Genomic DNA, 25408 nt, shown 5'->3' with positions numbered 1-25408 from the left:
CCTATGACCATCGCTACCTTAACCCCGGCCGAAGCCCGGGCGCTGATTGCCCAGGGCGCCAGACTGATTGATATCCGTGATGCGGATGAATACGCGCGCGAACATATTCCCGATGCCGAACTGGTGCCGCTGGCCAGCCTGACCAACGGTGCGACCCTCAATGCCCGGGCCGGAGAGACAGTCATCTTTCACTGCCAGGCGGGTTCCCGGACGCAGAATAACGCGATTCGCCTGGCCGCCGCCGCCGCACCGGCGCAGGCAAGCCTGCTGGCCGGGGGGATTCAGGGCTGGAGGGCCGCGGGGTTCCCGGTTGAGGAGGATAAATCCCAGCCGCTGCCGCTGATGCGCCAGGTACAAATTGCCGCTGGCGTCCTGATTTTACTCGGTGTACTGCTGGGCTATACCGTGAGCAGCGGCTTCTTCCTGCTCAGCGGCGCGGTCGGCGCCGGGCTCACCTTCGCCGGGGTGACCGGCTTTTGCGGCATGGCGCGTCTGCTGGCGATCATGCCCTGGAACCGGCGTCATGAGGGTTAAAACGCACTCCAGATAAGCCAGGCAATGCCGCCGAACAGCAGCCATTTAACGATGTAATAGACCGTCTTATTCCATTTTTTCAGCCGCTTGCCGACAATGCGGATCTGGTAGATATAGCGAAACGCCCGGTTAATCCCGCCAATGCGATCGCCGGTATCATTGGGCGCCGAGGCGGCGCTCATCAGATGACGTCCCAGCCAGTGGTTCACCTGCTGCGCCCAGCGGTAGCGCATGGGCCGTTCAATATCACAGAACAGAATCAGCCGATTCTCACCGCTGGTATTTTCCGCATAGTGAATATAGGTCTCATCAAACAGCACCCCTTCCCCATCGCGCCAGCTGTAGCGCTGGCCATCCACCTCGATAAAGCAGCGGTCATCGTTCGGCGTCGCCAGGCCGAGATGAAAGCGCAGCGAACCGGCGTAGGGATCGCGGTGGCGCGGCAGACGGCTGCCGTCTGGCAGGGTGGCGAACATGGCCGCTTTCACCGACGGGATATCGCGCAGTAGCGCGGTGGTGTGTGGGCAGAGCTGGCTGGCGGAGGGATGGGCCTCCTCATACCATTTCAGATAAAAACGTTTCCAGCCGGTTTTAAAAAATGAGTTAAATCCGGCATCGTTATATTTATCGGCCGCTTTAATCTGCTCCAGCTGCTGAAGGTGGAGACCTTCATCGCGAATTACCTGCCAGTTCTGCTGCAATATCGCCAGCTCGGGAAACATCTCCGGGCGCAGATATGGCGTATTCGGCACGCGGGAAAATAAATACATAAATCCATTCAGCGGAGCAGTAAATGTTGAATGATCGGAGAGCTGTCGCCAGAAACGATAGCGCACCCGCCCGCGATAATGGACATACAGAACAGCAATAACAATGATCAATAGAACGATATACTTCATGGTGTCTTTCCTGACCTGATTGATGGTAACCCTACCCTCGCCGTCCCCCCTTCTCAGCAGCGGTATGGCGCCAGCAAAACATTAACAACATTAATACATATACCCCCAAATTGTTTTAACAAAAAACAGCACAGCCAGTGTTCACTGGCCAGTCGTTGAGCTATGGTTGAGGTTCATCCAGGATGTTAACCGTGAGGAGTGAATGATGTTTTCTGTCGGCGATCTGGTACAACCGCGTGCGGGTGGACCAAAACTGAAAGTGGTTGAAGTACAGGGAGAACAGCTGGTGGTGGTTCAGGCCGCGCAAGAGCAGGGCGAGCGCTATACGCTGAACTCAGAAGAGGTGACGCCATACCAGGAAGAGGGCGACTTTGGCGTCTGCTAAAGCCCCTCTCCCGGGGAGTGATAAGGCCGGACGGAACGGCGGGTCTCCCCCACTGTCCTGATACCGGCCGGATCGGCTTTAAATGAGGAAACTGTCCAGCGATTTGCCCTGAGCAACCGCCTGAGCAATCGGCTTCGGCATTCTTCCCTGACCGGTCCAGGTTTTTTCTGCGCCAGTATGATCGGTATAACGATATTTCGCCGGGCGCGGTTGCCGCTTTTTCCCTACCGCCATCGACGGCTGAATATCGGCCACGAGGTCGTCAGGAGAAATACCGTCGGCGCGCATCAGCTCAAGCCAGGTATTCACTTTTTCCTGATATTCCGCCTGCTGCTGCGCCGCCAGCTGCTGTTGCGTACGTTTTTCTTCAGTGACGATCCTGAGCTTTTCCAGCATCTCTTCAAGCACGTCAATGGAGAATTCACGGGACAGGGTACGCAGTGAACGGATATTATTCAGTTTGTGTAACATTAAAGACATAAAATTAAGAAATCCCAGATAACCAATTAAAAGATACAACGCGGCAAGTGTAATGGAAACACTTATTTATTTCCAGCCTTCGGTTGTCCAGATAAATATATTCTGCAAAGAGTAAACCTTTTCCGCCTGCCCTATATCGGCAAATCCCCGGTTCTTTTTCGCCAGCGCAGGCCAACAAGACCATGAATAAATAAAAGCGGCGGATGGTAAGATATGAAAATATATTCAGCAGGCGATATTACCTTTATGGTCAGCGGTTTATCCTCTTATCGTCGGCGGATGCGCAGGCCCTCTCCACACGGCCTAATGAATAGTTACCCAGCCAATCAGAATAAAACGCCACACGTCATTTTAGAATTTTTCACCACAAAAACCGGCATTATGGCATAAAAACATCTAAACGAGACCTTCATCACAGGCTCACGCGATTTTGCGCCACAGCGGGCGGTCAGACGCCGCCTCCCTGGTCAGATATCATGCAAAAACGTCAAGTAACCAACTGAAATTAAACACATTTCACAAAACCAGCAATAAAAGTAGCGTAACGGGCAGAAAACCAACTGTCGCAGAGTATTTTATCGACAAAAAGGCAATAAATAAAAATTTATAGCTAGTTGCCACTTTTAATGCAGAGATATACTCTACGCACATCAAAACAGGCAGCCCAAAAACGCTATACCAACGCGCATTTTTCGGCGTTATTGACTTCATTTTCGAGGAGCACTCCGATGTTCTCTGCGCACTCCCGCTTGCGGCATGCGGTTGCAGACACCTTTGCGATGGTGGTTTACTGCACCGTCGTCAACATGATGATCGAAATTTTTCTCTCTGGTATGACGTTTGAGCAGTCGTTATCGTCGCGCCTGGTGGCGATCCCGGTCAACATTATTATTGCCGTGCCCTATGGTTTTTATCGCGACTTTGCGATGCGTCAGGCCCGGCGCATTAGCCCGGCAGGCTGGATGAAAAATATGGCCGACGTGCTGGCCTACGTCACTTTCCAGTCGCCAGTGTATGTCGCGATATTGTGGAGCGTAGGTGCAGACTGGCACCAGATTGTCGCTGCAGTGAGCTCAAACCTGGCGGTATCGATGATGATGGGCGCTGCTTACGGCTACTTCCTCGACTATTGCCGCCGCCTGTTCCGCGTGGCCCCCTACCAGCAGGCGAAAGCCTGACCGACGCTATTCCAGCGACTGGCCCTGCCAGTCGCTCTCTCGCCAGCCTGCTCCGCCCCGGTCTTAACCGTCGTATTAATTTGTCGACATCGCCGGCTGGGCTTCGCCAAATAGTCCATTCAGAAAACGCTCAAGCGCCATCCGTGAGCTAAATCCGTGCGGAATACCATAATGCTGCTGCGCATCTCCGGCTAAATACAGCGGAAATTGTTCATAATGGTCGCAGGTTTTGATATCTGAGGCCGGTTCGGCCAACATATTGCTACGCTCTTTTAGCGCTGGATGAATAATTAACGCTGTCCGCCCCATGCGCGCTTCGCGGTTCACATAAACATAATTATCGCCTCGGCGATAGCCGTACGCTTTTTGCGTCACAACATCCATGGTGAAGCCGGCTTTTTCAAGAACACGCGCCACCTCATCGGGTCTTAAATACATACTGATTCCTCGTTATCTTTTACCGCACATTGACCTTACCTTATTCGTTAAGCGCAGTGCTTTCGGAATATTCCAGAAACCACAGCAGTAAGCATAATTCAAAATCTTGTCCTACACTTACTCACTCGATGGAATTAAGGGAGATAACGATGGCTAACCATGTGAACCGCAACAATTTTGACGAGAATGCTGAGGATATCCATAACGATGTCAGTCAATTAGCGGATACGCTGGAAGAGGTGCTGAAATCGTGGGGCAGTGACGCGAAAGAGGAAGCCGAAGCGGCGCGCGTTAAAGCTCAGTCGCTGCTGAAAGAGACCCGTGCCCGCCTCAATGGTCACAACCGGGTGCAGCAGGCGGCGCTGGATGCCCGTCAGGCAGCCTGTGATGCGCTGGGCTGCGCCGATACCTACGTGCGCAATAAACCCTGGCACAGCGTCGGCGCCGCAGCCGCCGTCGGGGTATTTATTGGCGTATTGCTCAATTTACGTCGATAATAGAGACAGCGTCAGCTTCCGCGCGCGCCTGGCGAGCGGAAGCCCGCGAGCTTCACGGAATCTAATGAAGATAACAAATACGCGTCAGCCCCTGCGCGCCTCTGGCCGCAGGGGTTTTTTATGCGCCATCGTTCGCGATCGCCTCTCTGAGCCGCCGGGCCAGCGCATCGGCCATCGCCGCTGAGCGAATATTGGTAAAACTCATCAGTAATCCCCCCTCGCCTGCATGGCGAAGACGCCAGTCGCTCAGCGCCTGCACCGCCAGCCCGGCCTCAACCGCCTGCCGGGCCAGCAGGCGATCGTTGCCGCTGACCGGCATGACCAGCTGAATGCCCCCCTGCTGGGGCGTGACCTGAAAGCCCTGCGCCTGCAGGGCCGACTCGAGCCACTGTCGACGCTGGCTATAGCTGGCGCGCATTTTTTTCAGATGACGCCAGAAATGTCCCTGCTGGATAAAATCCGCCAGCGTCTGCTGCCACAGGGTAGGAACAGTGCAGGGCTGGCGCTCCGCCGTCTGATGAAAACGCGCCGCCAGCGGGGTCGGCACCACAAGCCAGGCGGTGCGCAGCGCCGGAAACATCGACTTACTGAAAGTGCCGGCGTAGATAACCCGCTGCGGCGCATCGAGGCTTTTCACTGGCGGCAGCGGTTTGCCGTGATAGCGAAACTCACTATCGTAATCGTCCTCAATAATCCACGCGTCGCGCGCTGTCGCCCACGCCAGCAGCTGGCGACGCCGGGGCAGCGACAGCGCGACCCCCAGCGGGCTCTGGTGTGCCGGGGTGAGCAGGGCAAACCGCGCTTGAGGGTGATGCCGCAAGCCCCAGCCAACATCCATTCCTTCGTCGTCCACCGGGATCGCATCCACAACCAGCTGCCTGGCCTCAACGACCGGGCGGATAAAGGGATACCCCGGATCCTCCATCCACATATGCTGCCCCGGCTGCGCCAGCGTACGCAGGATAAGATCCATGGAGGTAGCATAGTTGCCGGTGATCAGCACCTGCTCCGGCTGGCAGTCAATACTGCGCGACAGGCGCAGATAGTCCACGATCGCCTGGCGCAGAAGCGGGTCGCCGCCGGGATCGCCGGGAGCAAGGTCGAACCGCGACTGCGTCCGCAGCCGACGACCCATCACTCGCGCCCACAGCCCACGCGGAAAGAGATCCAGCGCCGGCAGCCCCATCTGAAAGGGCAACGGGTCCGTCGAGGCGGCTGATTGCGCTGGCGTTACCGGCGCCAGCTGGCGCGGACTGAGCCGCTCGCTGACAAAGGTCCCCGCCTGCCCACGCCGCTCAAGCCACCCCTGGGCGACCAGTTCACCCCAGGCGTTTTCGATAGTCGCCCGCGAGACGCCCTGCTCCTGGGCAAACACCCGGCTGGCGGGCAGACGGCTGCCCGGGGTCAGTTCGCCCCGTTCAATTGCCGATTTCAGCTGGCGGGCAATACGCTGATAAAGAGGGAGGTGGATCGCTTCCATTATGGTCTGCTTTTTTCATCACAATATGGCTATCTTTTGCAGTCCATTATAGTGCTATTTTGGCTGCCGTCTTAGAGAGGAGAACACCATGAGCCAATTACGTCAGCCATTCAGTGAACTGAGCCCGGAAGTCTATAAAGGGCTGGTACAGGCCAGCATCGCGCTGGAGAAAAGCGAGCTGGGCAGCGCCCTGGTTGAGCTGGTTTATTTACGCGTCTCGCAGATCAACGGCTGCGCCTTCTGCCTTGAGAAGCACAGCCAGGCGCTGCGCAAGGGCGGTATGGCGCAAAGCAAACTGGATGCTCTGGCGGGCTGGCGGGTAAGCGCCCACTTCACACCTGGCGAACGCGCAGCGCTGGCGTGGGCCGAGTCGGTCACCGACATTGCCGCCAGCCATGCGGAAGATGACGTTTACCTGCCGCTGCGCGAACATTTTACCCCGCGTCAGATAAGCGATCTGACCTTAGCCATCAGCCTGATGAACGCTTTCAACCGACTCGCCGTCGCCATGCGTCTGTAGTTCCGCACAGCCTTCCCCCTCCTCCGCCGAATTGTCCCGGCGGGGGATTTCCTTGCTAAAAACGCTATATATTGAGTGGTTGAACTTTCAAACAACTACATCTAGTATTTCCTTATCGAATGACCCACAACGTTCGACGCTGCGTTTAGCGCCGTGCTGTTATCTTAAATGGAAATACGAATCATGCGCATTATTATTTACACTCGAAATGACTGCGTGCAGTGCCATGCCACACGGCGAGCCATGGAGAGCCGAGGACTGGCCTTTGAAATGGTGAACGTCGACCAGCAGCCGGATGCAGCTGACACCCTGCGCGAGCAGGGATTTCGCCAGCTGCCGGTGGTGATCGCCGGTGAGCTACGCTGGAGCGGCTTCCGCCCGGATATGATCAATCGCCTGCGCCCCTCCGTCACGGCGGCCAGCGCATGAGCCTCATCGTCTACTTCTCCAGCCGTTCGGAGAATACCCATCGCTTTGTGCAGCGCCTGGGGCTGCCGGCGGTGCGCATTCCGCTGAACGAGCGCGAACATCTCCAGGTAGACGAACCCTATATTCTCATCGTTCCCAGCTATGGCGGCGGCGGTACGGCCGGCGCGGTACCGCGTCAGGCGATCCGCTTTTTAAACGACGTGCATAACCGCCAGCTGATCCGCGGGGTGATTGCCGCTGGCAATCGCAACTTTGGCGACGCCTGGGGGCGTGCCGGGGAGGTCATCGCGCAAAAATGCGCCGTGCCCTATCTCTACCGCTTCGAGCTGATGGGAACCCCCGACGATATCGACAACGTGCGTAAAGGAGTCAGCGAATTTTGGCAACGACAACCGCAGAACGTATAACCGCCGCGGCGGATTTTCACGCCCTCAACGCGATGCTGAATTTGTACGACAGCGAGGGTCGCATACCGTTTGAGAAAGATCGCCAGGCGGTGGAGGTCTTTATGACCGCCCAGATACAGCCCAACACCCTCAGTTTTGTCAGCCAGGAGGATAAACTCACCTGGCTCGTTCGTGAGGGCTATTACGATCCGCAGGTGCTGGCCGGCTATGACCGCGCGTTTGTGCTGGCATTGTTCGCCCATGCCCGGCGCGCCGCGTTTCGCTTTCAGACCTTCCTCGGCGCCTGGAAGTTCTATACCAGCTACGCGCTGAAGACCTTTGACGGCAAGCACTACCTCGAGGATTTTGCCGATCGCTGCGTAATGGTGGCGCTGACGCTGGCCCAGGGGGATGACCAGCAGGCGCGGCAGCTAATGGAAGAGATGCTCAGCGGCCGCTTCCAGCCCGCGACCCCCACCTTCCTCAACGCCGGCAAGCAGCAGCGCGGGGAGCTGATCTCCTGCTTCCTGCTGCGCATTGAAGATAATATGGAATCCATCGGCCGGGCGGTTAACTCGGCGCTGCAGCTGTCGAAGCGCGGCGGCGGCGTGGCCTTTTTACTCTCCAACCTGCGCGAGGCCGGGGCGCCGATCAAGCGCATCGAAAATCAGTCCTCCGGGGTGGTGCCGGTGATGAAGATGCTGGAGGACGCCTTCTCCTATGCCAACCAGCTTGGCGCCCGCCAGGGGGCGGGAGCGGTCTGGCTGCATGCGCACCATCCCGATATTTTGCGCTTCCTCGATACCCGGCGTGAGAATGCCGATGAGAAAATCCGCATCAAAACCTTGTCGCTGGGAGTGGTGATCCCCGATATCACCTTCCAGCTGGCAAAAGAAGACGCGCAGATGGCCCTGTTCTCGCCGTATGACGTCGAGCGGCTGTACGGTAAACCCTTCGCCGACTGCGCCATCGGCGATCTCTATCCGCAGCTGGTGGCCGACGAACGGGTCCGCAAGCGCTGGATCCGCGCCCGCGACCTTTTCCAGCGCCTGGCGGAGATCCAGTTTGAATCCGGCTATCCGTACATCATGTTTGAAGATACCGTCAATCGCGCCAATCCGGTGGCCGGACGGATCACCATGAGCAATCTGTGTTCGGAAATTCTGCAGGTCAGTACGCCATCCACCTATGATGAGAACCTCAGTTACGCCCATATCGGCGAGGATATCTCCTGCAACCTCGGCTCGCTGAACATCGCCCATACCATGGACTCGCCGGATTTTGCCCGCACTATCGCCACCGCGGTGCGCGCCCTGACCGCGGTATCCGATATGAGCGACATACAGTCGGTTCCCTCGGTGGCGGCCGGCAATGCGGCCTCCCACGCCATCGGCCTGGGGCAGATGAATCTGCACGGCTACCTGGCGCGAGAAGGGATTGCCTACGGCAGTCCGGAGGGGCTGGACTTCACCAATATCTATTTTTACACCGTGACCTGGCATGCCCTGCACACCTCGATGCTGCTGGCCCGCGAGCGCGGCCAGCGCTTCGCTGGCTTCGAACAGTCACGCTACGCCAGCGGGGCGTACTTCGACAAATATCTGCAGGAGGAGTGGCAGCCGAAAACCGAACGGGTGCGCGCACTGTTCGCCCGCGCCGGTATCCCCCTGCCCGACCGGGAAAGCTGGCGCCAGCTGCGCGACGATGTCATGCGCTATGGCATCTATAACCGTTATCTGCAGGCGGTGCCGCCCACCGGGTCGATCTCGTACATCAACCATGCCACCTCCAGCATTCATCCGATCGTCTCGAAGATTGAGATCCGCAAAGAGGGGAAGACCGGGCGGGTGTACTACCCCGCGCCGTTTATGAATAACGACAATCTGGCCCTTTATCAGGATGCGTACGAGATAGGGCCCCAGAAGATCATTGACACCTACGCCGAGGCGACGCGCCACGTCGATCAGGGGCTGTCGTTGACGCTGTTCTTCCCGGATACCGCCACCACCCGCGATATCAACAAGGCGCAAATCTACGCCTGGAAGAAAGGCATTAAGACCCTCTACTACATCCGTCTGCGCCAGCTGGCGCTGGAAGGCACTGAAATTGAAGGCTGCGTGTCCTGCGCACTGTAAGGAGAACAGGATGACCCATTTAACGCGCATCAGCGCTATCAACTGGAACCGCATTGATGACGACAAAGATCTTGAGGTCTGGAATCGTCTCACCAGCAACTTCTGGCTACCGGAGAAAGTGCCGCTGTCAAACGACATTCCCGCCTGGCAAACCCTCAGCGCGGCGGAGCAGCAGTTGACCATTCGCGTCTTCACCGGGCTGACGCTGCTCGACACCATTCAGAACACGGTCGGCGCGCCGGCGCTGATGGCGGACGCGCTGACCCCGCATGAGGAGGCGGTGCTGTCGAACATCAGCTTTATGGAAGCGGTTCATGCCCGCTCTTACAGCTCCATTTTTTCCACGCTGTGCCACAGCAAAGAGGTGGATGCCGCCTTCGCCTGGAGTGAAAGCTGCGAACCCCTGCAGCGCAAGGCGCAACTGATGCTGGGCTACTATCAGGCCGACGAGCCGCTGAAGAAAAAAATCGCCAGCGTGTTCCTCGAATCCTTTCTCTTCTACTCCGGCTTCTGGCTGCCAATGCACTTCTCCAGCCGGGGAAAACTGACCAATACCGCGGATCTGATCCGTCTGATCATTCGCGATGAAGCGGTACATGGCTATTACATTGGCTACAAGTATCAGAAAGGACTGGAGATCGTCAGCCCCGGAAAGCGCGAAGAACTGAAAAATTTCGCCCTCGATCTGCTGATGGATCTTTACGACAACGAGCTGGCCTACAGTCGGGAACTGTACGGCGAGAGCGGCTGGTTTGACGACGTCAGCGCTTTCCTGTGCTACAACGCCAACAAAGCGCTGATGAACCTCGGTTATGAAGCGCTGTTTCCGGCGGAGATGGCAGCGGTTAACCCGGCGATCCTCGCCGCGCTGTCGCCTAACGCCGATGAAAACCACGACTTTTTCTCCGGCTCCGGCTCCTCGTACGTGATAGGCAAAACGGAAGAAACCGCCGACGACGATTGGGACTTTTAACCATACTTTCACCAGGAATATGGCGGGCTGGTTCCTGGTGATCTATTTCGCAGAAAAGTGGGTTCATCTGCCAAATATTCTCTCCATCGCATAACCGTCATCACTCCGTCATATTTAACAGAAAACTGGTCCATTTCAGTCGAATTATCCAGAGATAATCAAAAAATATTACCCACAACAAATTGACGCTCAGCCCTTATATCACGGGGGCTGCGCCGCTCTGTCCCTCACGCCATTTTGCCGAGAGTTTGCCATTGAGGGTTGTCACAGAATCTGAGTATGTTAGGGTGTAAAAAGATCATAATCACCATCGGGTATCGTATCGCAATAAACAAATAACAGGAACTTCTCTATTGCATGGCAATTAAATTAGAAATTAAAAATCTTTATAAGATATTTGGCGAGCACCCAAACCGGGCTTTCAAATATATTGAGAAAGGACTCAACAAAGCGCAAATACTGGAAAAAACGGGGCTGTCGCTTGGCGTCAAAGACGCCAGTCTGGCCATTGAAGAAGGCGAGATATTCGTCATCATGGGGCTCTCCGGCTCGGGGAAATCCACCATGGTTCGCCTTCTCAATCGCCTGATTGAACCCACCCGCGGCCAGGTGCTGATTGACGGGGTCGACATCGCCAAAATGTCGGATGCCGAGCTGCGCGAGGTGCGTCGCAAGAAAATTGCGATGGTTTTTCAGTCCTTTGCGCTGATGCCACACATGAGCGTGCTCGACAACACGGCGTTTGGTATGGCGCTGGCCGGCGTCCCGACCGCCGAACGAGAGCAAAAAGCGCGGGAGGCGCTGCGTCAGGTGGGGCTGGAGAATTATGCCCATGCCTGGCCGGATGAACTCTCCGGCGGGATGCGTCAGCGCGTCGGTTTAGCTCGCGCGCTGGCGATTAATCCCGATATTCTGTTAATGGATGAAGCCTTCTCCGCGCTCGACCCGCTCATTCGCACCGAAATGCAGGATGAGCTCATCAAATTACAGGCTAAGCATCAACGCACTATCGTCTTTATTTCCCATGACCTTGATGAAGCCATGCGAATTGGCGATCGCATTGCCATTATGCAAAATGGCGAAGTGGTCCAGGTCGGTACGCCGGATGAAATACTGAATAATCCGGCCAATGATTATGTGCGCACCTTCTTCCGCGGCGTGGATATTAGCCAGGTCTTCAGCGCCAAAGATATTGCCCGCCGCAGCCCGGTTGGATTGATTCGTAAAACCCCAGGTTTTGGCCCCCGCTCCGCGCTGAAATTATTACAGGATGAAGACCGAGAATATGGCTATGTCATCGAACGCGGAAATCGCTTTGTCGGGATTGTCTCGATCGATTCTCTGAAAACCGCGCTCAGCGTCGGCCAGGGGATCGAGGCGGCGCTGATTGACGCCCCGCTGGCGGTGGAGGCGCAAACGCCGCTCAGCGATCTGCTCTCCCACGTCGGCCACGCCCCGTGCGCCGTCCCGGTGGTGGATGAAGAACAACAATACATTGGCATCATTTCCAAACGAATGCTGCTCCAGGCTTTAGATCGCGAGGGGGTGAATCATGGCTGATCAAACTAATCCGTGGGACAGCGCCCCGGCAACCGACAGCGCTGCGCAGGCCGCCGATGCCTGGGGTGGCGCCTCTACTGCCGCGCCGGCCAACGGCGGCGGCGCCGACTGGCTGCACAGCGCGCCCGCGCCGCAGCCGGAATCGTTCAACATCATGGACCCGTTCCATAAAACGCTGATCCCGCTCGACAGCTGGGTCACCCACGCTATCGACTGGATCGTGCTGCACTTCCGTCCGCTATTCCAGGGGATCCGCGTGCCGATCGACTACATCCTCAGCGCCTTCCAGCAGCTGCTGTTGGGGATGCCAGCGCCGGTGGCGATTATCGTCTTCGCGCTGATCGCCTGGCAGATCTCCAGCCTCGGCATGGGGGTCGCCACCCTGGTTTCGCTGATTGCCATCGGCGCCATCGGCGCCTGGTCGCAGGCGATGGTCACCCTGGCGCTGGTCCTCACCGCCCTGCTGTTCTGCATGGTTATCGGCCTGCCGCTGGGTATTTGGCTGGCGCGCAGCCCGCGGGCGGCAAAAATTATCCGCCCGCTGCTCGATGCCATGCAGACCACGCCGGCCTTCGTCTACCTGGTGCCGATCGTGATGCTGTTCGGCATCGGCAACGTGCCTGGCGTGGTAGTGACGATTATCTTCGCCTTGCCGCCGATCGTCCGCCTGACAATTCTCGGGATAAACCAGGTGCCCGCGGATCTGATCGAAGCGTCGCGCTCGTTTGGCGCCAGCCCGCGCCAGCTGTTGTTTAAGGTTCAGCTGCCGCTGGCGATGCCCACCATCATGGCCGGGGTAAACCAGACGCTGATGCTGGCCCTGTCGATGGTGGTGATCGCCTCGATGATCGCCGTCGGCGGTCTTGGCCAGATGGTGCTGCGCGGCATCGGCCGCCTGGATATGGGTCTCGCCACCGTCGGCGGAGTGGGGATCGTGATCCTCGCGATTATTCTTGACCGCCTCACCCAGGCCGTCGGTCGCGACGCCCGCAGTCGCGGCAACCGCCGCTGGTACACCACCGGCCCACTGGGGCTTATCACTCGCCCTTTCTGTCGATAAGTCGATAACAGCGCCGCTCCCCGGCACCAGCCGAGGCCGGGGGGTCGCTCTTCCCGTTAAACAATAAGAGGAACCACCATGCGACATCGTACGATGATGGCCACCGCCGCCTTTGCCACCCTGATCGCCACCAGCACCTTCGCCGCCGACCTGCCGGGCAAAGGGATTACCGTGAAGCCTGCCCAGAGCACTATTTCGGAAGAGACCTTCCAGACCCTGCTGGTCAGTCGCGCGCTGGAGAAGCTAGGCTACACCGTCGAGAAACCGAGCGAAGTGGACTATAACGTTGCCTATACCTCGATTGCCGCCGGGGATACCACCTTTATCGCCACCAACTGGCAGCCGCTGCACGATGACATGTACGCCGCGGCAGGCGGTGATAACAAATTCTATCGTAAAGGGGTGTATGTCTCAGGTGCCGCCCAGGGCTATCTGATCGATAAAAAAACCGCCGAGCAGTACCACATCACCTCCATCGATCAGCTTAAAGATCCGCAGATCGCCAAACTGTTTGATACCAATAACGACGGTAAAGCGGATCTCACCGGCTGTACGCCAGGCTGGGGCTGCGAAGCGGTGATTAACCACCAGATTGACGCCTATGGCCTGAGCAAAACCGTCACCCATAACCAGGGCAACTACGCGGCGATGATGGCTGACACCATCGCCCGCTATAAAGAGGGTAAACCGGTGCTCTACTACACCTGGACGCCGTACTGGGTCAGCGACGTGCTGAAACCTGGCAAAGACGTCGTCTGGCTGCAGGTGCCGTTCTCCTCCCTGCCGGGCGAGCAGAAAAACATCGACACCAAACTGGCCAACGGCGCCAACTATGGCTTCCCGGTGAACACAATGCACATCGTCGCCAACAAAGCCTGGGCCGAGAAAAATCCGGCCGCCGCCACCCTGTTTAGCGTCATGAAGCTGCCGATCGCCGACATCAACGCCGAGAATGCGATGATGCACGAAGGCCATGCTTCCGAAGCCGACATTAACGGTCATGTCGATGGCTGGATCAAAGCCCACCAGCCGCTGTTCGACAGCTGGGTGAAAGCGGCGCTCGCCGCGCAGCAGTAACCCTGCCTCCCGGATAAGGCGCTCCGTCTTATCCGGGCTCCCTTTCCCTCGTTGCTCGCAGCACAGAGTATGGAAAAGCGGATTCCAGGAATTTCCATAGTGTTAAGGCGCGTCGCGCTCTGTTAAGGTGGACCCATCGGTCAATTTGTCACCTTCACATGGATCCAGCGATAAGTTATTCATATGGAAAACCCCGCGCCCTTAACCTGTGCCTTACCTGAACGTGTCGCCACCGTCGGCGAAGGCATCAAAGACAGTCTCCCCATCGTTATCAGCTACCTGCCGGTGGCTTTCGCCTTCGGACTGAACGCCACCCGGCTGGGATTCACCCCGCTGGAAAGCGTGTTTTTCTCCTGCATTATTTACGCCGGCGCCAGCCAGTTTGTGATCACCGCCATGCTGGCCGCCGGCAGTTCGCTGTGGGTCGCCGCCCTGACGGTGATGGCGATGGATGTCCGCCACGTGCTGTATGGTCCCTCATTGCGCAGCCGCATTCGCTCAGCGCTGGATAAAAAGAAAACCGCCCTCTGGGCCTTCGGCCTGACCGATGAGGTTTTCGCCGCGGCCACCGCCAGGCTGGTTCGCGATAACCGCCGCTGGAGCGAAAACTGGATGCTCGGTCTCGCTTTTACTTCCTGGGCATCGTGGGTGTGCGGCACGCTGGCCGGCGCCTGGTCCGGTAACGGCCTGCTGGTGGATTATCCCGCGGTGGAGGCCGCGCTCGGCTTTATGCTGCCGGCGCTGTTTATGAGCTTCCTGCTGGCCTCATTCCAGCGCCAGCAGTCACTCTGCGTCACGGCAGCCCTGGCGGGCGCGCTGGGTGGCATTTTGTTATTTTCCATTCCGGCGGCCATCCTCGCCGGGATTGTCTGCGGGTGTCTGACGGCGCTGGTCCAGGCCATGCTTAAGGGGATGCCGGATGAACAGTGAAGTCCTTCTGCTCGGGGTGATAGTCGGCAGCGTGAATTATCTGTTTCGCTATCTTCCCCTGCGCCTGCGCGCCGGCCATGCCCGGCCTGCCCGCCGTGGCCCGGTCAGCGTGCTGCTGGATACCATCGGCATCGCCTCGATTTGCGCGCTGCTGGTGGTCTCCAGCGTGCCGGAGATCCTCGCCGATGCCCATCGCCTGGCGCCGACGCTGATCGGCTTCCTGGTGCTGGGGGCCGCCTTCTGGAAAACCCGCAGCATTATTGTCCCGACGCTGCTGTCGGCGTTGGCCTATGGTCTGGCATGGAAAATCACCAGCGGACTCTAAGCTTTACGTATCAATTTTAGTCAATAATTCATTTGATTTATTTGTCACAATAGTTATTATATCGGCTGTAATTAATGAGGTCATACCCAAATGGATAGTTCGTTTACTCCCATTGAGCAAATGCTCAAATTCCGCGCCAGCCGCCATGAAGATTTCCCGTTCCAGGAGATCCTGTTAACTCGTCTTTGCATGCATATGCAAGGTAAGCTGCTGGAAAATCGCAATAAAATGCTCAAAGCGCAGGGAATTAACGAGACATTATTTATGGCGCTGATTACGCTGGAGTCACAGGAAAACCACAGCATCCAGCCGTCCGAGCTGAGTTGCGCGCTGGGCTCGTCGCGTACCAACGCCACCCGTATCGCTGATGAACTGGAAAAACGCGGCTGGATTGAACGTCGCGAGAGCGATAACGATCGCCGCTGTCTGCATCTGCAACTGACCGAAAAGGGCCATCAGTTTTTGCGTGAAGTCCTGCCACCGCAGCATAACTGCCTGCATCAGCTGTGGTCTTCACTCAGCACCAGCGAAAAAGATCAGCTCGAACATATCACCCGCAAACTCCTGAGCCGCCTTGACCAGATGGAAGAAGAAGGCGTGCTGGCGGACTCTCTACGCTAAGGGCGGCGTCGCTCAGCCCATTTTTACGTTGCAAGGAAAACAGCCAGGCCAGCAGATCTCTGCTGGCCTTTCTGATAAACAGGTCGGCTCAGCCGATGTGAAATAATAAGATCGTGGAGAATAACATGAGCGCAAATGCGGAGAGCCAAACCCCGCAGCAACCAGGCAGCAAAAAAGGAAAGCGCAAAGGCGCACTCCTGTTGCTGACATTGCTCTTTATTATTATTGCCGTGGCATATGGGATTTACTGGTTTCTGGTACTGCGTCATTACGAAGAGACCGACGATGCCTACGTGGCAGGGAACCAGGTACAAATTATGGCCCAGGTCTCAGGCAGCGTGACCAAAGTCTGGGCTGACAACACGGACTACGTGCAGAAAGGCGATCCGCTGGTGACGCTCGATCAGACCGATGCCCAGCAGGCGTTTGAGAAAGCCAAAACGCAGCTGGCCGCCAGCGTGCGTCAAACCCGTCAGCAGATGATCAACAGCAAGCAGTTGCAGGCGAATATTGACGTCAAAAAGACCGCCCTCGCCCAGGCGCAGGCTGACCTGAATCGCCGCATCCCGCTGGGCGCCGCGAACCTGATCGGCCGCGAAGAGCTGCAGCACGCCCGCGACACCGTCGCCAGCGCGCAGGCCGAACTCGACGTGGCAATCCAGCAATACAACGCCAACCAGGCGATCGTGCTGGGCACCAAACTGGAACAGCAGCCGGCGGTGCTGCAGGCGGCCACCGAAGTACGTAACGCCTGGCTGGCCCTGCAGCGTACGCAAATCGTCAGCCCGATTAGCGGCTACGTTTCCCGTCGCTCCGTACAGCCTGGGGCGCAGATCGGCACCACCACGCCGCTGATGGCGGTGGTCCCGGCGACCAACCTGTGGATCGACGCCAACTTTAAAGAGACCCAGCTGGCGCACATGCGCATCGGCCAGCCGGCCACCGTGATCAGCGACATCTATGGCGATGACGTGAAATACACTGGCAAAGTGGTCGGCCTGGATATGGGCACCGGCAGCGCCTTCTCCCTGCTGCCGGCGCAGAACGCCACCGGTAACTGGATCAAAGTGGTACAGCGCCTGCCGGTCCGTATCGAGCTGGACGAAAAACAGCTGGCGGAACACCCGCTGCGCATCGGCCTCTCCACGCTGGTGGAAGTCAACACCACCGATCGCGATGGCGAAATGCTGGCCAGCCAGGTGCGAAGCTCCCCGGTTTACGAGAGCAATGCCCGCGAAATCGCGCTTGAGCCGGTTAATAAACTGATCGACGAGATCATTCAGGCCAACGCCGGATAATTCGGGGTGAGCGTAATGCAACAGCAAAAACCGCTCGAAGGCGCGCAACTGGTCATTATGACCATTGCGTTGTCGCTGGCGACGTTCATGCAGGTGCTGGACTCCACGATCGCCAACGTGGCGATCCCAACCATTGCCGGTAACCTTGGCTCGTCGCTGAGCCAGGGGACGTGGGTCATCACCTCGTTCGGGGTGGCCAACGCCATCTCCATCCCCATTACCGGCTGGCTGGCGAAGCGCGTCGGCGAGGTGAAGCTCTTCGTCTGGTCGACGGTGGCATTCGCTATCGCCTCCTGGGCCTGTGGGGTGTCGAACAGCCTGACGATGCTGATTTTCTTCCGCGTCATTCAGGGGATCGTCGCCGGTCCGCTGATCCCGCTGTCGCAGAGCCTGTTGCTCAGCAACTACCCACCGGCGAAGCGTTCTATTGCGCTGGCCCTGTGGTCAATGACCGTGATCGTCGCGCCGATCTGTGGCCCGATTCTCGGCGGCTATATCAGCGATAACTACCACTGGGGCTGGATCTTCTTCATCAACGTGCCGATTGGTATCGCAGTGGTGATCATGACGCTGCAAACCCTGCGCGGGCGCGAAACCCGTACCGAACAGCGACGTATCGACGGCGTCGGGCTGGCGTTGCTGATTATCGGTATCGGTAGCCTGCAGGTGATGCTCGACCGCGGTAAAGAGCTCGACTGGTTCGCTTCCAACGAGATTATCATCCTGACCATCGTGGCGGTGGTGGCGATAAGCTTCCTGATTGTCTGGGAGCTGACTGACGATAACCCGATAGTCGACCTGTCGCTGTTTAAGTCGCGCAACTTCACCATCGGCTGTTTGTGTATCAGCCTGGCCTATATGCTCTACTTCGGCGCTATCGTACTGCTGCCGCAGCTGTTGCAGGAGGTCTACGGCTACACCGCTACCTGGGCCGGTTTGGCGTCGGCGCCGGTGGGGGTGATCCCGGTCATTCTGTCGCCGATTATTGGCCGCTTTGCCCATAAGCTCGATATGCGTCGGCTGGTCACCTTCAGCTTTATTATGTATGCCGTCTGCTTCTACTGGCGTGCGTGGACCTTTGAACCGGGTATGGACTTTGGTGCATCGGCGTGGCCGCAGTTTATCCAGGGCTTCGCGGTGGCTTGTTTCTTCATGCCATTGACCACCATCACCCTCTCCGGCCTGCCGCCGGAGCGGCTGGCGGCGGCGTCGAGCTTGTCAAACTTTACCCGAACTCTGGCCGGCTCCATCGGGACCTCGATCACCACCACCATGTGGACCAACCGTGAGGCGCTGCACCATGCGCAGCTCACCGAGTCGGTGACGCCGTTCAACCCCAACGCCCAGCAGATGTACGATCAGCTGCAGGGCATGGGAATGACCCAGCAGCAGGCTTCCGGCTGGATAGCGCAGCAGATAACCAACCAGGGGTTGATTATCTCCGCCAACGAAATCTTCTGGGTTTCGGCGGGGATCTTTATTCTTCTGCTCAGCCTGGTGTGGTTCGCCAGGCCGCCATTCAGTGCCGGCGGCGGCGGCGGGGGCGCACACTAAGCATCAGACTAAGGGACCTGCGGGTCCCTTTTTTATGGCGTCAGATTGTCCAATTCTCGCTAGTTTCTGTCTCGTTTGCGAAAGCTCGCCACCCGGTGCTCGGGCAGGATAAAGGCTGACCATTAAGGAGAACACTATGCTGAGCCATCCTGCTGAAAAGTACCGTCCCTACCCGCCGATTGCCCTGCCCGACCGCCGCTGGCCCGACCGGCAAATCAGCCACGCCCCGCGCTGGCTGTCGACCGACCTGCGCGACGGCAACCAGGCGCTGGCGGAGCCCATGGACAGCGCCCGCAAACTGCAGTTCTGGGATCTGCTGCTGGAGTGCGGTTTTAAAGAGATTGAGGTCGCCTTCCCTTCCGCTTCGCAAACCGATTTCAACTTCGTCCGCCAGCTGATCGACGAGCAGCGCATCCCGGAAGATGTCACCATCCAGGTGCTGACCCAGGCGCGGGATCCGCTGATCCTGCGCACCTTTGAGGCACTGCGCGGCGCCCGCCAGGCCACCGTCCACCTCTACAATGCCACCGCGCCGCTGTTTCGCGAGCTGGTCTTCGGGATGGATAAAGCCGAAGTGATCGCCCTGGCGACCCGCGCCACCCGACTTATCCGCCAGCAGTGCGAACAACAGCCGGAGACCCGCTGGCAATACGAATACTCACCAGAGACCTTCTGCTTTACCGAACCCGAGTTTGCCCTTGAGATTTGCGAGGCGGTGGCGGACGTCTGGCAGCCCTGCGCCGAACGGCCGATGATCGTCAATCTGCCGGCGACGGTGGAAGTGAACACCCCCAACGTCTATGCCGATCAGATCGAGTATTTTTGCCGCCACTTCTCCCGCCGCGGCGAGGTCTGCATCAGCGTGCACCCGCACAACGACCGCGGGACCGGTGTCGCCAGCGCCGAGCTGGCGGTGATGGCCGGCGCCGATCGGGTGGAAGGCTGCCTGTTTGGCAATGGCGAACGCACCGGCAACGTCTGCCTGGTGACGCTGGCCATGAATCTCTACAGCCAGGGCATCGACCCTGAGCTTCGCTTCGAGCAGATGAACCGGGTGGTGGAGGTGGTGGAAAACTGCAACCAGATCCCCGTTCACCCACGCCACCCGTGGGCGGGAAGTCTGGCTTATACCGCCTTCTCCGGCTCCCATCAGGATGCCATCAAAAAAGGGTTTGATGCCCGTCAGCCAGGCGATCCGTGGCAGATGCCCTACCTGCCCATTGATCCACAGGATATTGGCTGTAGCTATGAGGCGGTGATCCGCGTCAACAGCCAGTCGGGAAAAAGCGGCAGCGCCTGGCTTATCGAACAAAACCATGGTCTCAAGCTGCCCCGCGGGCTGCAGCAGGACTTCAGTCAGCATGTACAGCAGGCGACCGATAGCGACGGCAAAGAGATGACCCACCACGCGCTGTGGCAGCTGTTCCGCACGCGCTACGGCCTGCTGGCGCAGCCTGCGCTGACGCTGCTTGATTATCAGAGCGCCAGCCAACAGGATGGCCAGCTTTCGCTGCAGGCGACGCTGCGACACCACGGCGAAACCCGACGCCTGCAGGGCCAGGGCAACGGCCTGCTGTCGGCCGCCGCCAGCGGCCTCAGCGCGCTGCTCAGACAACCATTTATGATCAAGGACTACCATGAGCATACCCTTGGCGCGCGCAGCGACAGTCGGTCGGTCGCCTATATCCGCTGCGTTTTTCCACAAGGTGAAAGCTACTGGGGAGTGGGTATTGATAATGACGTGGCGCGCGCTTCGCTGCAGGCATTGTGCAATGCGATCAGCGTCGCCGATCAGGTCGAAGGGCGAAAATAGTCGCTGGGAGCAACGCCCATCACCCGACGAAACATGGCGCTGAAGGCGCTGTGGCTGCCGTAGCCCAGCTCCAGCGCCACCCGCAGCACGGAGTGACCCTGCGCCAGGCGAATCAGCGCTTCCATTAGCTTCGCCCGGCGCACCCACTCGCTCCACGTCAGGCTAGTCTGCTGCTGAAAATGGCGGTTAAGGGTTCGCTCACTCATGTTGCACACCTTTGCCGCCTGGCCGCTGCTCCAGGCTTCGCCCGGCGCCTCGCGTACCTGCTGGCACAGCCGACGCAGTGTGTCACTTTGCGGTTCCGGCAGGCCAAACGGCAGGATCGCCATCCCGCGGATCTCATCGAGGATCAGCTCATAAATCCGTTCGTCACGGCTGGCGGGGGCATAGCACTCGGCCAGTCCCAGGGATGAGACGATCAGTTCCCGCAGCAGCGGCGTGATCTGTACGATCTGGCAACCCGCCGGGAGATCGGCGCGCGCCAGCGGATCGATAAACAGGGTGCGCGCCGCCACGTTGCCGGTCATACGCAGCGCGTGCGGCGTTCCCGCCGGCAGCCAGACGCCGCGCCCGGGAGGCACCACCCAGTAACCTGCCGGTGTCGCGACCCGCACCACGCCGCTTAAAATATGCAGCAGCTGGGCGCAGTCATGCTGATGCCAGTCTTCCTGGTCACCGTGGGCATAATCATGGGCAAAAGGCACCAGCGGGCGGTGCTGAAAGGAGAAAGTCGTGGTGGTCGTCATGGCGGCGTCAGGAGAGCGGCCCGGCGACAGGCGTCGGGCCGTGGCGGAAGCACTAGATGTGCAGTTCCTGCAGTTTTTCTTTCGGCAGTGCCAGTTCGTCGTTGCTGTTGATGCGTACATCGCGCTCAATGATATGACGAGCGATGTCCTGGGCCTCTTCCAGCGAGTGCATGGTATAGGTTCCGCACTGGTAGACGTTGAGCTCCGGGATTTGGTTCTGGTCTTTCACCTTCAGCACATCGGCCATCGCCGCTTTCCAGGCGTCAGCGACGCGCTGCTCGTCCGGCGTACCAATCAGGCTCATGTAGAACCCGGTGCGGCAGCCCATTGGCGAAATGTCGATAATTTCCACGCCATTCCCGTTCAGGTGATCGCGCATAAAGCCCGCGAACAGGTGCTCCAGGGTGTGGATACCGCGTTCCGGCATCACTTCCTGGTTCGGCACGCAGAAGCGCAGATCGAAAACGGTGATTTCATCGCCATGCGGCGTGTTCATTTTCTTCGCGACACGCACCGCTGGGGCTTCCATTCGGGTATGGTCGACTGTGAAACTATCTAACAACGGCATTCGTCACCTCCGGGAGTGATTTTTTTTAAAATAAAATGAACTCTTTGTTCAGCCGCGAGTCTCAGTATATGAAAGACGCGCATTTATTATCATCATCATCCCTGAATCAGAGATGAAAGTTTGGCCACATTGATGTGGCCTTTTTCTTTTGTATCGTCAGCGGCTACGCGTGTCGTGCCAGCAGCGCTTCGAACGGCTCACTGTCTTCCGCTTCCACTTTCTTCTGCCGCGCCACCGATGCCTCGCGCTCGGCGATGAAATCGGCTTCGCTCAGGATCTCCAGCGGCTCTTCCCGCAGCTGCGTCCGATAGCGATCCGCCAATGCACGGCCAGTGCCGCCAATCCCTTCTTCAATCATAGAACGCAGAATGCGGGCTGAGAAGGTTAATTCCGGATCGTCAAAGCAGGCCAGCAGCTCGTCGCAGACCTGCTGATATGCCTGGCCACCGTGGATACTGTCAAGGGTCTGCGCCACGCGGCGTAAATCGCGGAACAGATCTTTGCCCACCTGAGCCAGCGGGAACTGCGCGCTTTCGCAGCCAATCCCCAGCGTTAAGCCCGGCTTACGCCCTTCCAGAATCACCCGATTCCAGTTGGTGCGAGTGCACAGCAGCTCATCGCTGCTCATCTCCGGCGCGTCGGCCAGCGCGCACCAGACCATAAACAGATCGAGGAAACGCACCTGCTGGGCGTCAACGCCGATCGGCGAGAACGGGTTGATATCCAGCGAACGCACTTCAATGTACTCAATGCCACCGCGGAGCAGCGCATCGGACGGGGTTTCGCCCCGACGGGTCACGCGTTTCGGACGGATCGGCGCATAGAGTTCGTTTTCAATCTGCAGGATATTGCTGTTGATCTGCAGATACTTGCCGTCTTTCTGCAGCCCGATTTTAGCGTACTCTTCCGACGGCGTTTTAATCGCCCGCTTCAATCCTGCCACATACTCATGCAGATCGTTAAACGTAATTCCGAGATTGCTTTGCGACTTATTGGTATAACCGAGGTCGCTGAGGCGCAGCGAGGTGGCGTACGGCAGGTAGTACATACCGTTACCCGCTTCCTCAAAAGGCAGCGTCGTCGGTTTCCCTTGCAGGAACGAGGAGCAAATCGCCGGCGAAGCGCCGAACAGATAAGGGATCACCCAGCCAAAACGATAGTAGTTACGAATCGAGCGGAAATAGCCCGCCGAGATAGCTTCTTTACCGCTTTCGACGTCTTCCACGCCACACTTCGCCTGCCAGAACGCCATCGGCAGCGAGAAATTATAGTGCACGCCGGAGATAGTCTGCATCAGCGCGCCATAGCGGTTCTTCAGCCCCTCGCGATACAGCGTTTTCAGACGCCCCACGTTTGAGGTGCCGTACTGCGCCAGCTCAATATCCTGACCGGGAGCGATATAGCATGGCATACTCAGCGGCCACATTCGCTCGTCGCCCAGCTGACGCGCGGTATAGCGATGGACATCGCGCATAAAGGTCAGCATATGCTCAATATCGCCATCCACCGGCGTAATGAACTCGAGTAAAGCTTCGGCAAAATCGGTGGTAATCCATTTATGCGTCAGCGCTGAGCCTAACGCCAGAGGGTGACCGGTCGTTGCAAGGGTGCCGTCTGCGTTCACGCGCAGCGTTTCCCGCTCCAGACCACGTTGAATACCCTGCAGAGCCTGCGGATGTTTTTCCAGCCAGGCCAGCGCCTGTGATACGTCCGGGATCAATTTGACCTCCCGCCTGTCGAAATCGTTTGAATAAGCATAATTGTAATGGATGAACTATCAGTCCAATTAGTGCCACCACGTCATACCTTGAAGCGTCGCTGCTGCAATAACGATATAGCGCAGCGCCTTACCAAGGCATAAGAAAAAGAGTACCGGTCCCCAGGAAATGCGCATCCATCCCGCCAGCAAACACAGTAAATCGCCGACAACCGGCGCCCAGCTCAGTAAGAGCGTGACCGCGCCGTAGCGCTTAAGCCAGCCAGCCGCCCGCTCCTGCCAGCGCGAGGTTTTGCGCAGCGGAAACAAGCGCCCCAGAATAACGTTAGTTACCCCTCCAAGGCTATTGCCGATTGTTGCTATTAATACTAACCACCATGGATGACTGACCCCTGCAAGTAGCATAGCCACCAGCACAACCTCCGAATTACCGGGAAGCAGCGTGGCGCTTAAAAAGCTACTGGCAAACAGCGAGGTGAGTGACAGCGCGTCACTCACAGCAAACGCACGTCAACAGCGTCCATGCCTGCACGCTTCGCCGCCTGCAGACCAAAGTCGGCATCTTCGAAGACCACGCATTTTTCCGGCGCGACGCCCATGCGCTCGGCGCACAGCAGGAAGGTATCGGGCGCGGGTTTATGGTTGACCACATGATCGGCCGCCACCACCGCAGAGAAGTAATGACGCAGGCCCAGGTGCGCCAGCAGCGCCTCGGCGACGGCGCTTTCGCTGCCGGTACCCACCGACATCGGGCGACGACCATGCCACGCCTTGACCACCTCAATTAGCGGCAACGGGCGTACGCTGTCCAGCAGCATCGCCTTAACCGCCTGGGTTTTTTCCTGCGCCAGGCGATGTGGATCGAGATCCGCCTGGTTGAGTTCAATAATCGCCTGGGCAATCCGCCAGGTTGGTGAGCCATTGAGCGCGACCATCGCCTGTTCGTCGAAACGCATACCGTAGCGGCCCAACACCTCGTTCCATGCCTGCCGATGGGTCGGCTCGGTATCGAGAATGGTGCCATCCATATCAAAGATCAGTCCTGCGTAACCTTCGTACATTGTCTTCTCACCAACCGGTTAATGAATAGTTACTCTATCGCAAAAGCCCGTCGTTGTCGCGGCCAGCGGCTCAAACGACAAAGGCGCCCTCAGGCGCCTTCAGGCATAAACCGGGTAGTGGGTCTTATTTAATACGCAGATCGTTCTCGACCATACGCACGCCCTGCACCCGACGGGTGACTTCCACCGCACGTTTAGCGCTTTCCGCAGAGGAGACAAACCCGCTCAACTGCACGCGGCCTTTAAAGGTCTGGACGCTGATTTCTGAGGACTTGATATCTTTATCGTTAAAGAGCGCCGTTTTCACCTTAGTGGTCACCACGGTATCGTCAATGTAACCGCCGGTGCTTTCTTTGGTGGACGAACCGGCACAGCCAGTAAGGGCCGTCGCCACCAGCAGCGTCGCGCAAAAAGCAGGTATTGCTTTGAACCATTTCATGGATTTCTCTCCTTGCATTTAACTCAGCCTGATAACGCTGATATACAAGGATAAATTATAGTGGAAAGCGCGGCTTGCCAATAAAAAAGTCAGTATGAAACCGGTGATGGAAAACGAGGTTATAGGGATGGTGAGGAGAGAGTAAAGAGTGAAGATGGTGCATCCGGGAGGATGACTCGGCTAAGCCTCGCCCTTCGGGCCGTTGCTTACGCAACGTTATCCTTCCTGGTGCTGACGATAATTTCGCAGACCATGCAACAACATCGTCGCTGCTACTAAGGAGAATATGGTGCATCCGGGAGGAT

The 25408-nt window shown here is 57.9% G+C and carries 27 protein-coding genes and 1 pseudogene; 18 read left to right on the top strand and 10 right to left on the bottom strand.

Features of this window, described 5'->3' with window-relative positions; all coding sequences use genetic code 11:
- The first annotated feature begins 3 nt into the window (after positions 1–3).
- Positions 4–550, top strand: a pseudogene (locus HMPREF3096_RS25810) (rhodanese family protein).
- Here HMPREF3096_RS25810 and lpxO read toward each other — a convergent pair.
- The gene (gene lpxO / locus HMPREF3096_RS25805) at positions 531–1433 is read right to left on the bottom strand and encodes a lipid A hydroxylase LpxO (protein WP_012540802.1); all 903 of its coding nucleotides are present in this window, start codon (positions 1431–1433) and stop codon (positions 531–533) included. The pseudogene HMPREF3096_RS25810 and the gene lpxO overlap by 20 nt on opposite strands.
- A 205-nt stretch (positions 1434–1638) precedes the next feature.
- Here lpxO and HMPREF3096_RS25800 point away from each other — a divergent pair, with 205 nt between their 5' ends.
- Positions 1639–1818: a YodC family protein gene (locus tag HMPREF3096_RS25800; RefSeq protein WP_012540801.1), complete on the top strand. Its 180-nt coding sequence runs from the start codon at positions 1639–1641 to the stop codon at positions 1816–1818.
- A gap of 78 nt (positions 1819–1896) precedes the next feature.
- On the opposite strand, the gene stpA is transcribed toward HMPREF3096_RS25800, so the two are convergent.
- Positions 1897–2298 carry a DNA-binding protein StpA gene (stpA, locus tag HMPREF3096_RS25795; RefSeq protein WP_008806130.1) on the bottom strand — a complete coding sequence of 134 codons (402 nt, stop codon included), beginning with the start codon at positions 2296–2298 and terminating at the stop codon, positions 1897–1899.
- A 728-nt stretch (positions 2299–3026) separates the two neighbouring features.
- Between stpA and alaE the strand changes: the two genes are divergently transcribed.
- On the top strand, positions 3027–3476 hold the full coding sequence (gene alaE / locus HMPREF3096_RS25790) for an L-alanine exporter AlaE (protein WP_008806131.1): 450 nt from the start codon (positions 3027–3029) through the stop codon (positions 3474–3476).
- 75 nt (positions 3477–3551) lie between these two features.
- Here alaE and HMPREF3096_RS25785 read toward each other — a convergent pair whose 3' ends face one another.
- A complete protein-coding gene (locus tag HMPREF3096_RS25785; protein ID WP_008806132.1) occupies positions 3552–3914 on the bottom strand; it encodes a DUF2002 family protein in 363 nt (120 codons plus the stop codon).
- Positions 3915–4063: 149 nt separating this feature from the next.
- Between HMPREF3096_RS25785 and HMPREF3096_RS25780 the strand changes: the two genes are divergently transcribed.
- On the top strand, positions 4064–4411 hold the full coding sequence (locus tag HMPREF3096_RS25780; RefSeq protein ID WP_002914293.1) for an ElaB/YgaM/YqjD family protein: 348 nt from the start codon (positions 4064–4066) through the stop codon (positions 4409–4411).
- A gap of 118 nt (positions 4412–4529) precedes the next feature.
- On the opposite strand, the gene HMPREF3096_RS25775 is transcribed toward HMPREF3096_RS25780, so the two are convergent.
- Positions 4530–5891 carry a MocR-like pyridoxine biosynthesis transcription factor PdxR gene (locus HMPREF3096_RS25775; RefSeq protein WP_032731129.1) on the bottom strand — a complete coding sequence of 454 codons (1362 nt, stop codon included), beginning with the start codon at positions 5889–5891 and terminating at the stop codon, positions 4530–4532.
- An 88-nt stretch (positions 5892–5979) separates the two neighbouring features.
- On the opposite strand from HMPREF3096_RS25775, the gene HMPREF3096_RS25770 reads away from it, so the two are divergent.
- The 14 genes from HMPREF3096_RS25770 (at position 5980) to leuA (ending at position 20572) form a co-directional block, all read left to right on the top strand.
- Positions 5980–6411 carry a carboxymuconolactone decarboxylase family protein gene (locus HMPREF3096_RS25770; protein WP_012540797.1) on the top strand — a complete coding sequence of 144 codons (432 nt, stop codon included), beginning with the start codon at positions 5980–5982 and terminating at the stop codon, positions 6409–6411.
- Between the two features lie 183 nt (positions 6412–6594).
- The gene (gene nrdH / locus HMPREF3096_RS25765; protein ID WP_012540796.1) at positions 6595–6840 is read left to right on the top strand and encodes a glutaredoxin-like protein NrdH; all 246 of its coding nucleotides are present in this window, start codon (positions 6595–6597) and stop codon (positions 6838–6840) included.
- Positions 6837–7247, top strand: a complete 411-nt coding sequence (gene nrdI / locus HMPREF3096_RS25760) for a class Ib ribonucleoside-diphosphate reductase assembly flavoprotein NrdI (protein ID WP_008806136.1) — start codon at positions 6837–6839, stop codon at positions 7245–7247. Before nrdH ends, nrdI begins: the two co-directional genes overlap by 4 nt.
- On the top strand, positions 7220–9361 hold the full coding sequence (gene nrdE / locus HMPREF3096_RS25755) for a class 1b ribonucleoside-diphosphate reductase subunit alpha (protein ID WP_008806137.1): 2142 nt from the start codon (positions 7220–7222) through the stop codon (positions 9359–9361). Before nrdI ends, nrdE begins: the two co-directional genes overlap by 28 nt.
- Before the next feature lie 10 nt (positions 9362–9371).
- The gene (gene nrdF / locus HMPREF3096_RS25750; RefSeq protein ID WP_008806138.1) at positions 9372–10334 is read left to right on the top strand and encodes a class 1b ribonucleoside-diphosphate reductase subunit beta; all 963 of its coding nucleotides are present in this window, start codon (positions 9372–9374) and stop codon (positions 10332–10334) included.
- Between the two features lie 357 nt (positions 10335–10691).
- Positions 10692–11894 (top strand): glycine betaine/L-proline ABC transporter ATP-binding protein ProV, encoded by a 1203-nt coding sequence (proV, locus tag HMPREF3096_RS25745; RefSeq protein WP_008806139.1) that lies wholly within the window; start codon positions 10692–10694, stop codon positions 11892–11894.
- Entirely contained in the window at positions 11887–12954 is a 1068-nt protein-coding gene (proW, locus tag HMPREF3096_RS25740) for a glycine betaine/L-proline ABC transporter permease ProW (RefSeq protein WP_008806140.1), read from the top strand. Before proV ends, proW begins: the two co-directional genes overlap by 8 nt.
- 78 nt (positions 12955–13032) lie before the next feature.
- On the top strand, positions 13033–14031 hold the full coding sequence (gene proX, locus HMPREF3096_RS25735; protein ID WP_008806141.1) for a glycine betaine/L-proline ABC transporter substrate-binding protein ProX: 999 nt from the start codon (positions 13033–13035) through the stop codon (positions 14029–14031).
- A 183-nt stretch (positions 14032–14214) separates the two neighbouring features.
- Positions 14215–14961: an AzlC family ABC transporter permease gene (locus HMPREF3096_RS25730; RefSeq protein WP_022065776.1), complete on the top strand. Its 747-nt coding sequence runs from the start codon at positions 14215–14217 to the stop codon at positions 14959–14961.
- Positions 14951–15286 (top strand): L-valine transporter subunit YgaH, encoded by a 336-nt coding sequence (gene ygaH, locus HMPREF3096_RS25725; RefSeq protein ID WP_008806143.1) that lies wholly within the window; start codon positions 14951–14953, stop codon positions 15284–15286. Before HMPREF3096_RS25730 ends, ygaH begins: the two co-directional genes overlap by 11 nt.
- 90 nt (positions 15287–15376) lie before the next feature.
- Positions 15377–15907, top strand: a complete 531-nt coding sequence (gene mprA / locus HMPREF3096_RS25720) for a transcriptional repressor MprA (protein ID WP_002914337.1) — start codon at positions 15377–15379, stop codon at positions 15905–15907.
- Positions 15908–16032: 125 nt separating this feature from the next.
- Entirely contained in the window at positions 16033–17205 is a 1173-nt protein-coding gene (emrA, locus tag HMPREF3096_RS25715; RefSeq protein WP_008806144.1) for a multidrug efflux MFS transporter periplasmic adaptor subunit EmrA, read from the top strand.
- A gap of 15 nt (positions 17206–17220) precedes the next feature.
- Positions 17221–18759 (top strand): multidrug efflux MFS transporter permease subunit EmrB, encoded by a 1539-nt coding sequence (gene emrB, locus HMPREF3096_RS25710; RefSeq protein ID WP_008806145.1) that lies wholly within the window; start codon positions 17221–17223, stop codon positions 18757–18759.
- A 136-nt stretch (positions 18760–18895) separates the two neighbouring features.
- Positions 18896–20572 carry a 2-isopropylmalate synthase gene (leuA, locus tag HMPREF3096_RS25705; protein WP_016161679.1) on the top strand — a complete coding sequence of 559 codons (1677 nt, stop codon included), beginning with the start codon at positions 18896–18898 and terminating at the stop codon, positions 20570–20572.
- Here leuA and HMPREF3096_RS25700 read toward each other — a convergent pair.
- From HMPREF3096_RS25700 to HMPREF3096_RS25675, 6 genes are all read right to left on the bottom strand, one after another.
- A complete protein-coding gene (locus tag HMPREF3096_RS25700) occupies positions 20551–21318 on the bottom strand; it encodes an AraC family transcriptional regulator (RefSeq protein ID WP_016161680.1) in 768 nt (255 codons plus the stop codon). The genes leuA and HMPREF3096_RS25700 overlap by 22 nt on opposite strands.
- A 52-nt stretch (positions 21319–21370) precedes the next feature.
- Positions 21371–21886 (bottom strand): S-ribosylhomocysteine lyase, encoded by a 516-nt coding sequence (gene luxS / locus HMPREF3096_RS25695; protein ID WP_002914351.1) that lies wholly within the window; start codon positions 21884–21886, stop codon positions 21371–21373.
- Between the two features lie 163 nt (positions 21887–22049).
- The gene (gene gshA / locus HMPREF3096_RS25690; RefSeq protein ID WP_008806148.1) at positions 22050–23606 is read right to left on the bottom strand and encodes a glutamate--cysteine ligase; all 1557 of its coding nucleotides are present in this window, start codon (positions 23604–23606) and stop codon (positions 22050–22052) included.
- Positions 23607–23672: 66 nt separating this feature from the next.
- Complete coding sequence (locus HMPREF3096_RS25685) at positions 23673–24101, bottom strand: YqaA family protein (protein WP_008806149.1); 429 nt, start codon at positions 24099–24101, stop codon at positions 23673–23675.
- Positions 24098–24664 (bottom strand): fructose-1-phosphate/6-phosphogluconate phosphatase, encoded by a 567-nt coding sequence (yqaB, locus tag HMPREF3096_RS25680; protein WP_004174701.1) that lies wholly within the window; start codon positions 24662–24664, stop codon positions 24098–24100. The genes HMPREF3096_RS25685 and yqaB overlap by 4 nt, the downstream gene beginning before the upstream one ends.
- Before the next feature lie 124 nt (positions 24665–24788).
- Entirely contained in the window at positions 24789–25103 is a 315-nt protein-coding gene (locus HMPREF3096_RS25675; protein ID WP_008806150.1) for a BON domain-containing protein, read from the bottom strand.
- Positions 25104–25408 lie beyond the last annotated feature (305 nt).

This window comes from Klebsiella sp. HMSC25G12 (genome assembly GCF_001807705.1).
In the GTDB taxonomy this organism is placed as follows: domain Bacteria; phylum Pseudomonadota; class Gammaproteobacteria; order Enterobacterales; family Enterobacteriaceae; genus Klebsiella; species Klebsiella variicola.
Note: the sequence above shows the minus strand (reverse complement) of the source record. Positions and strands in the feature narration are given on the sequence as shown.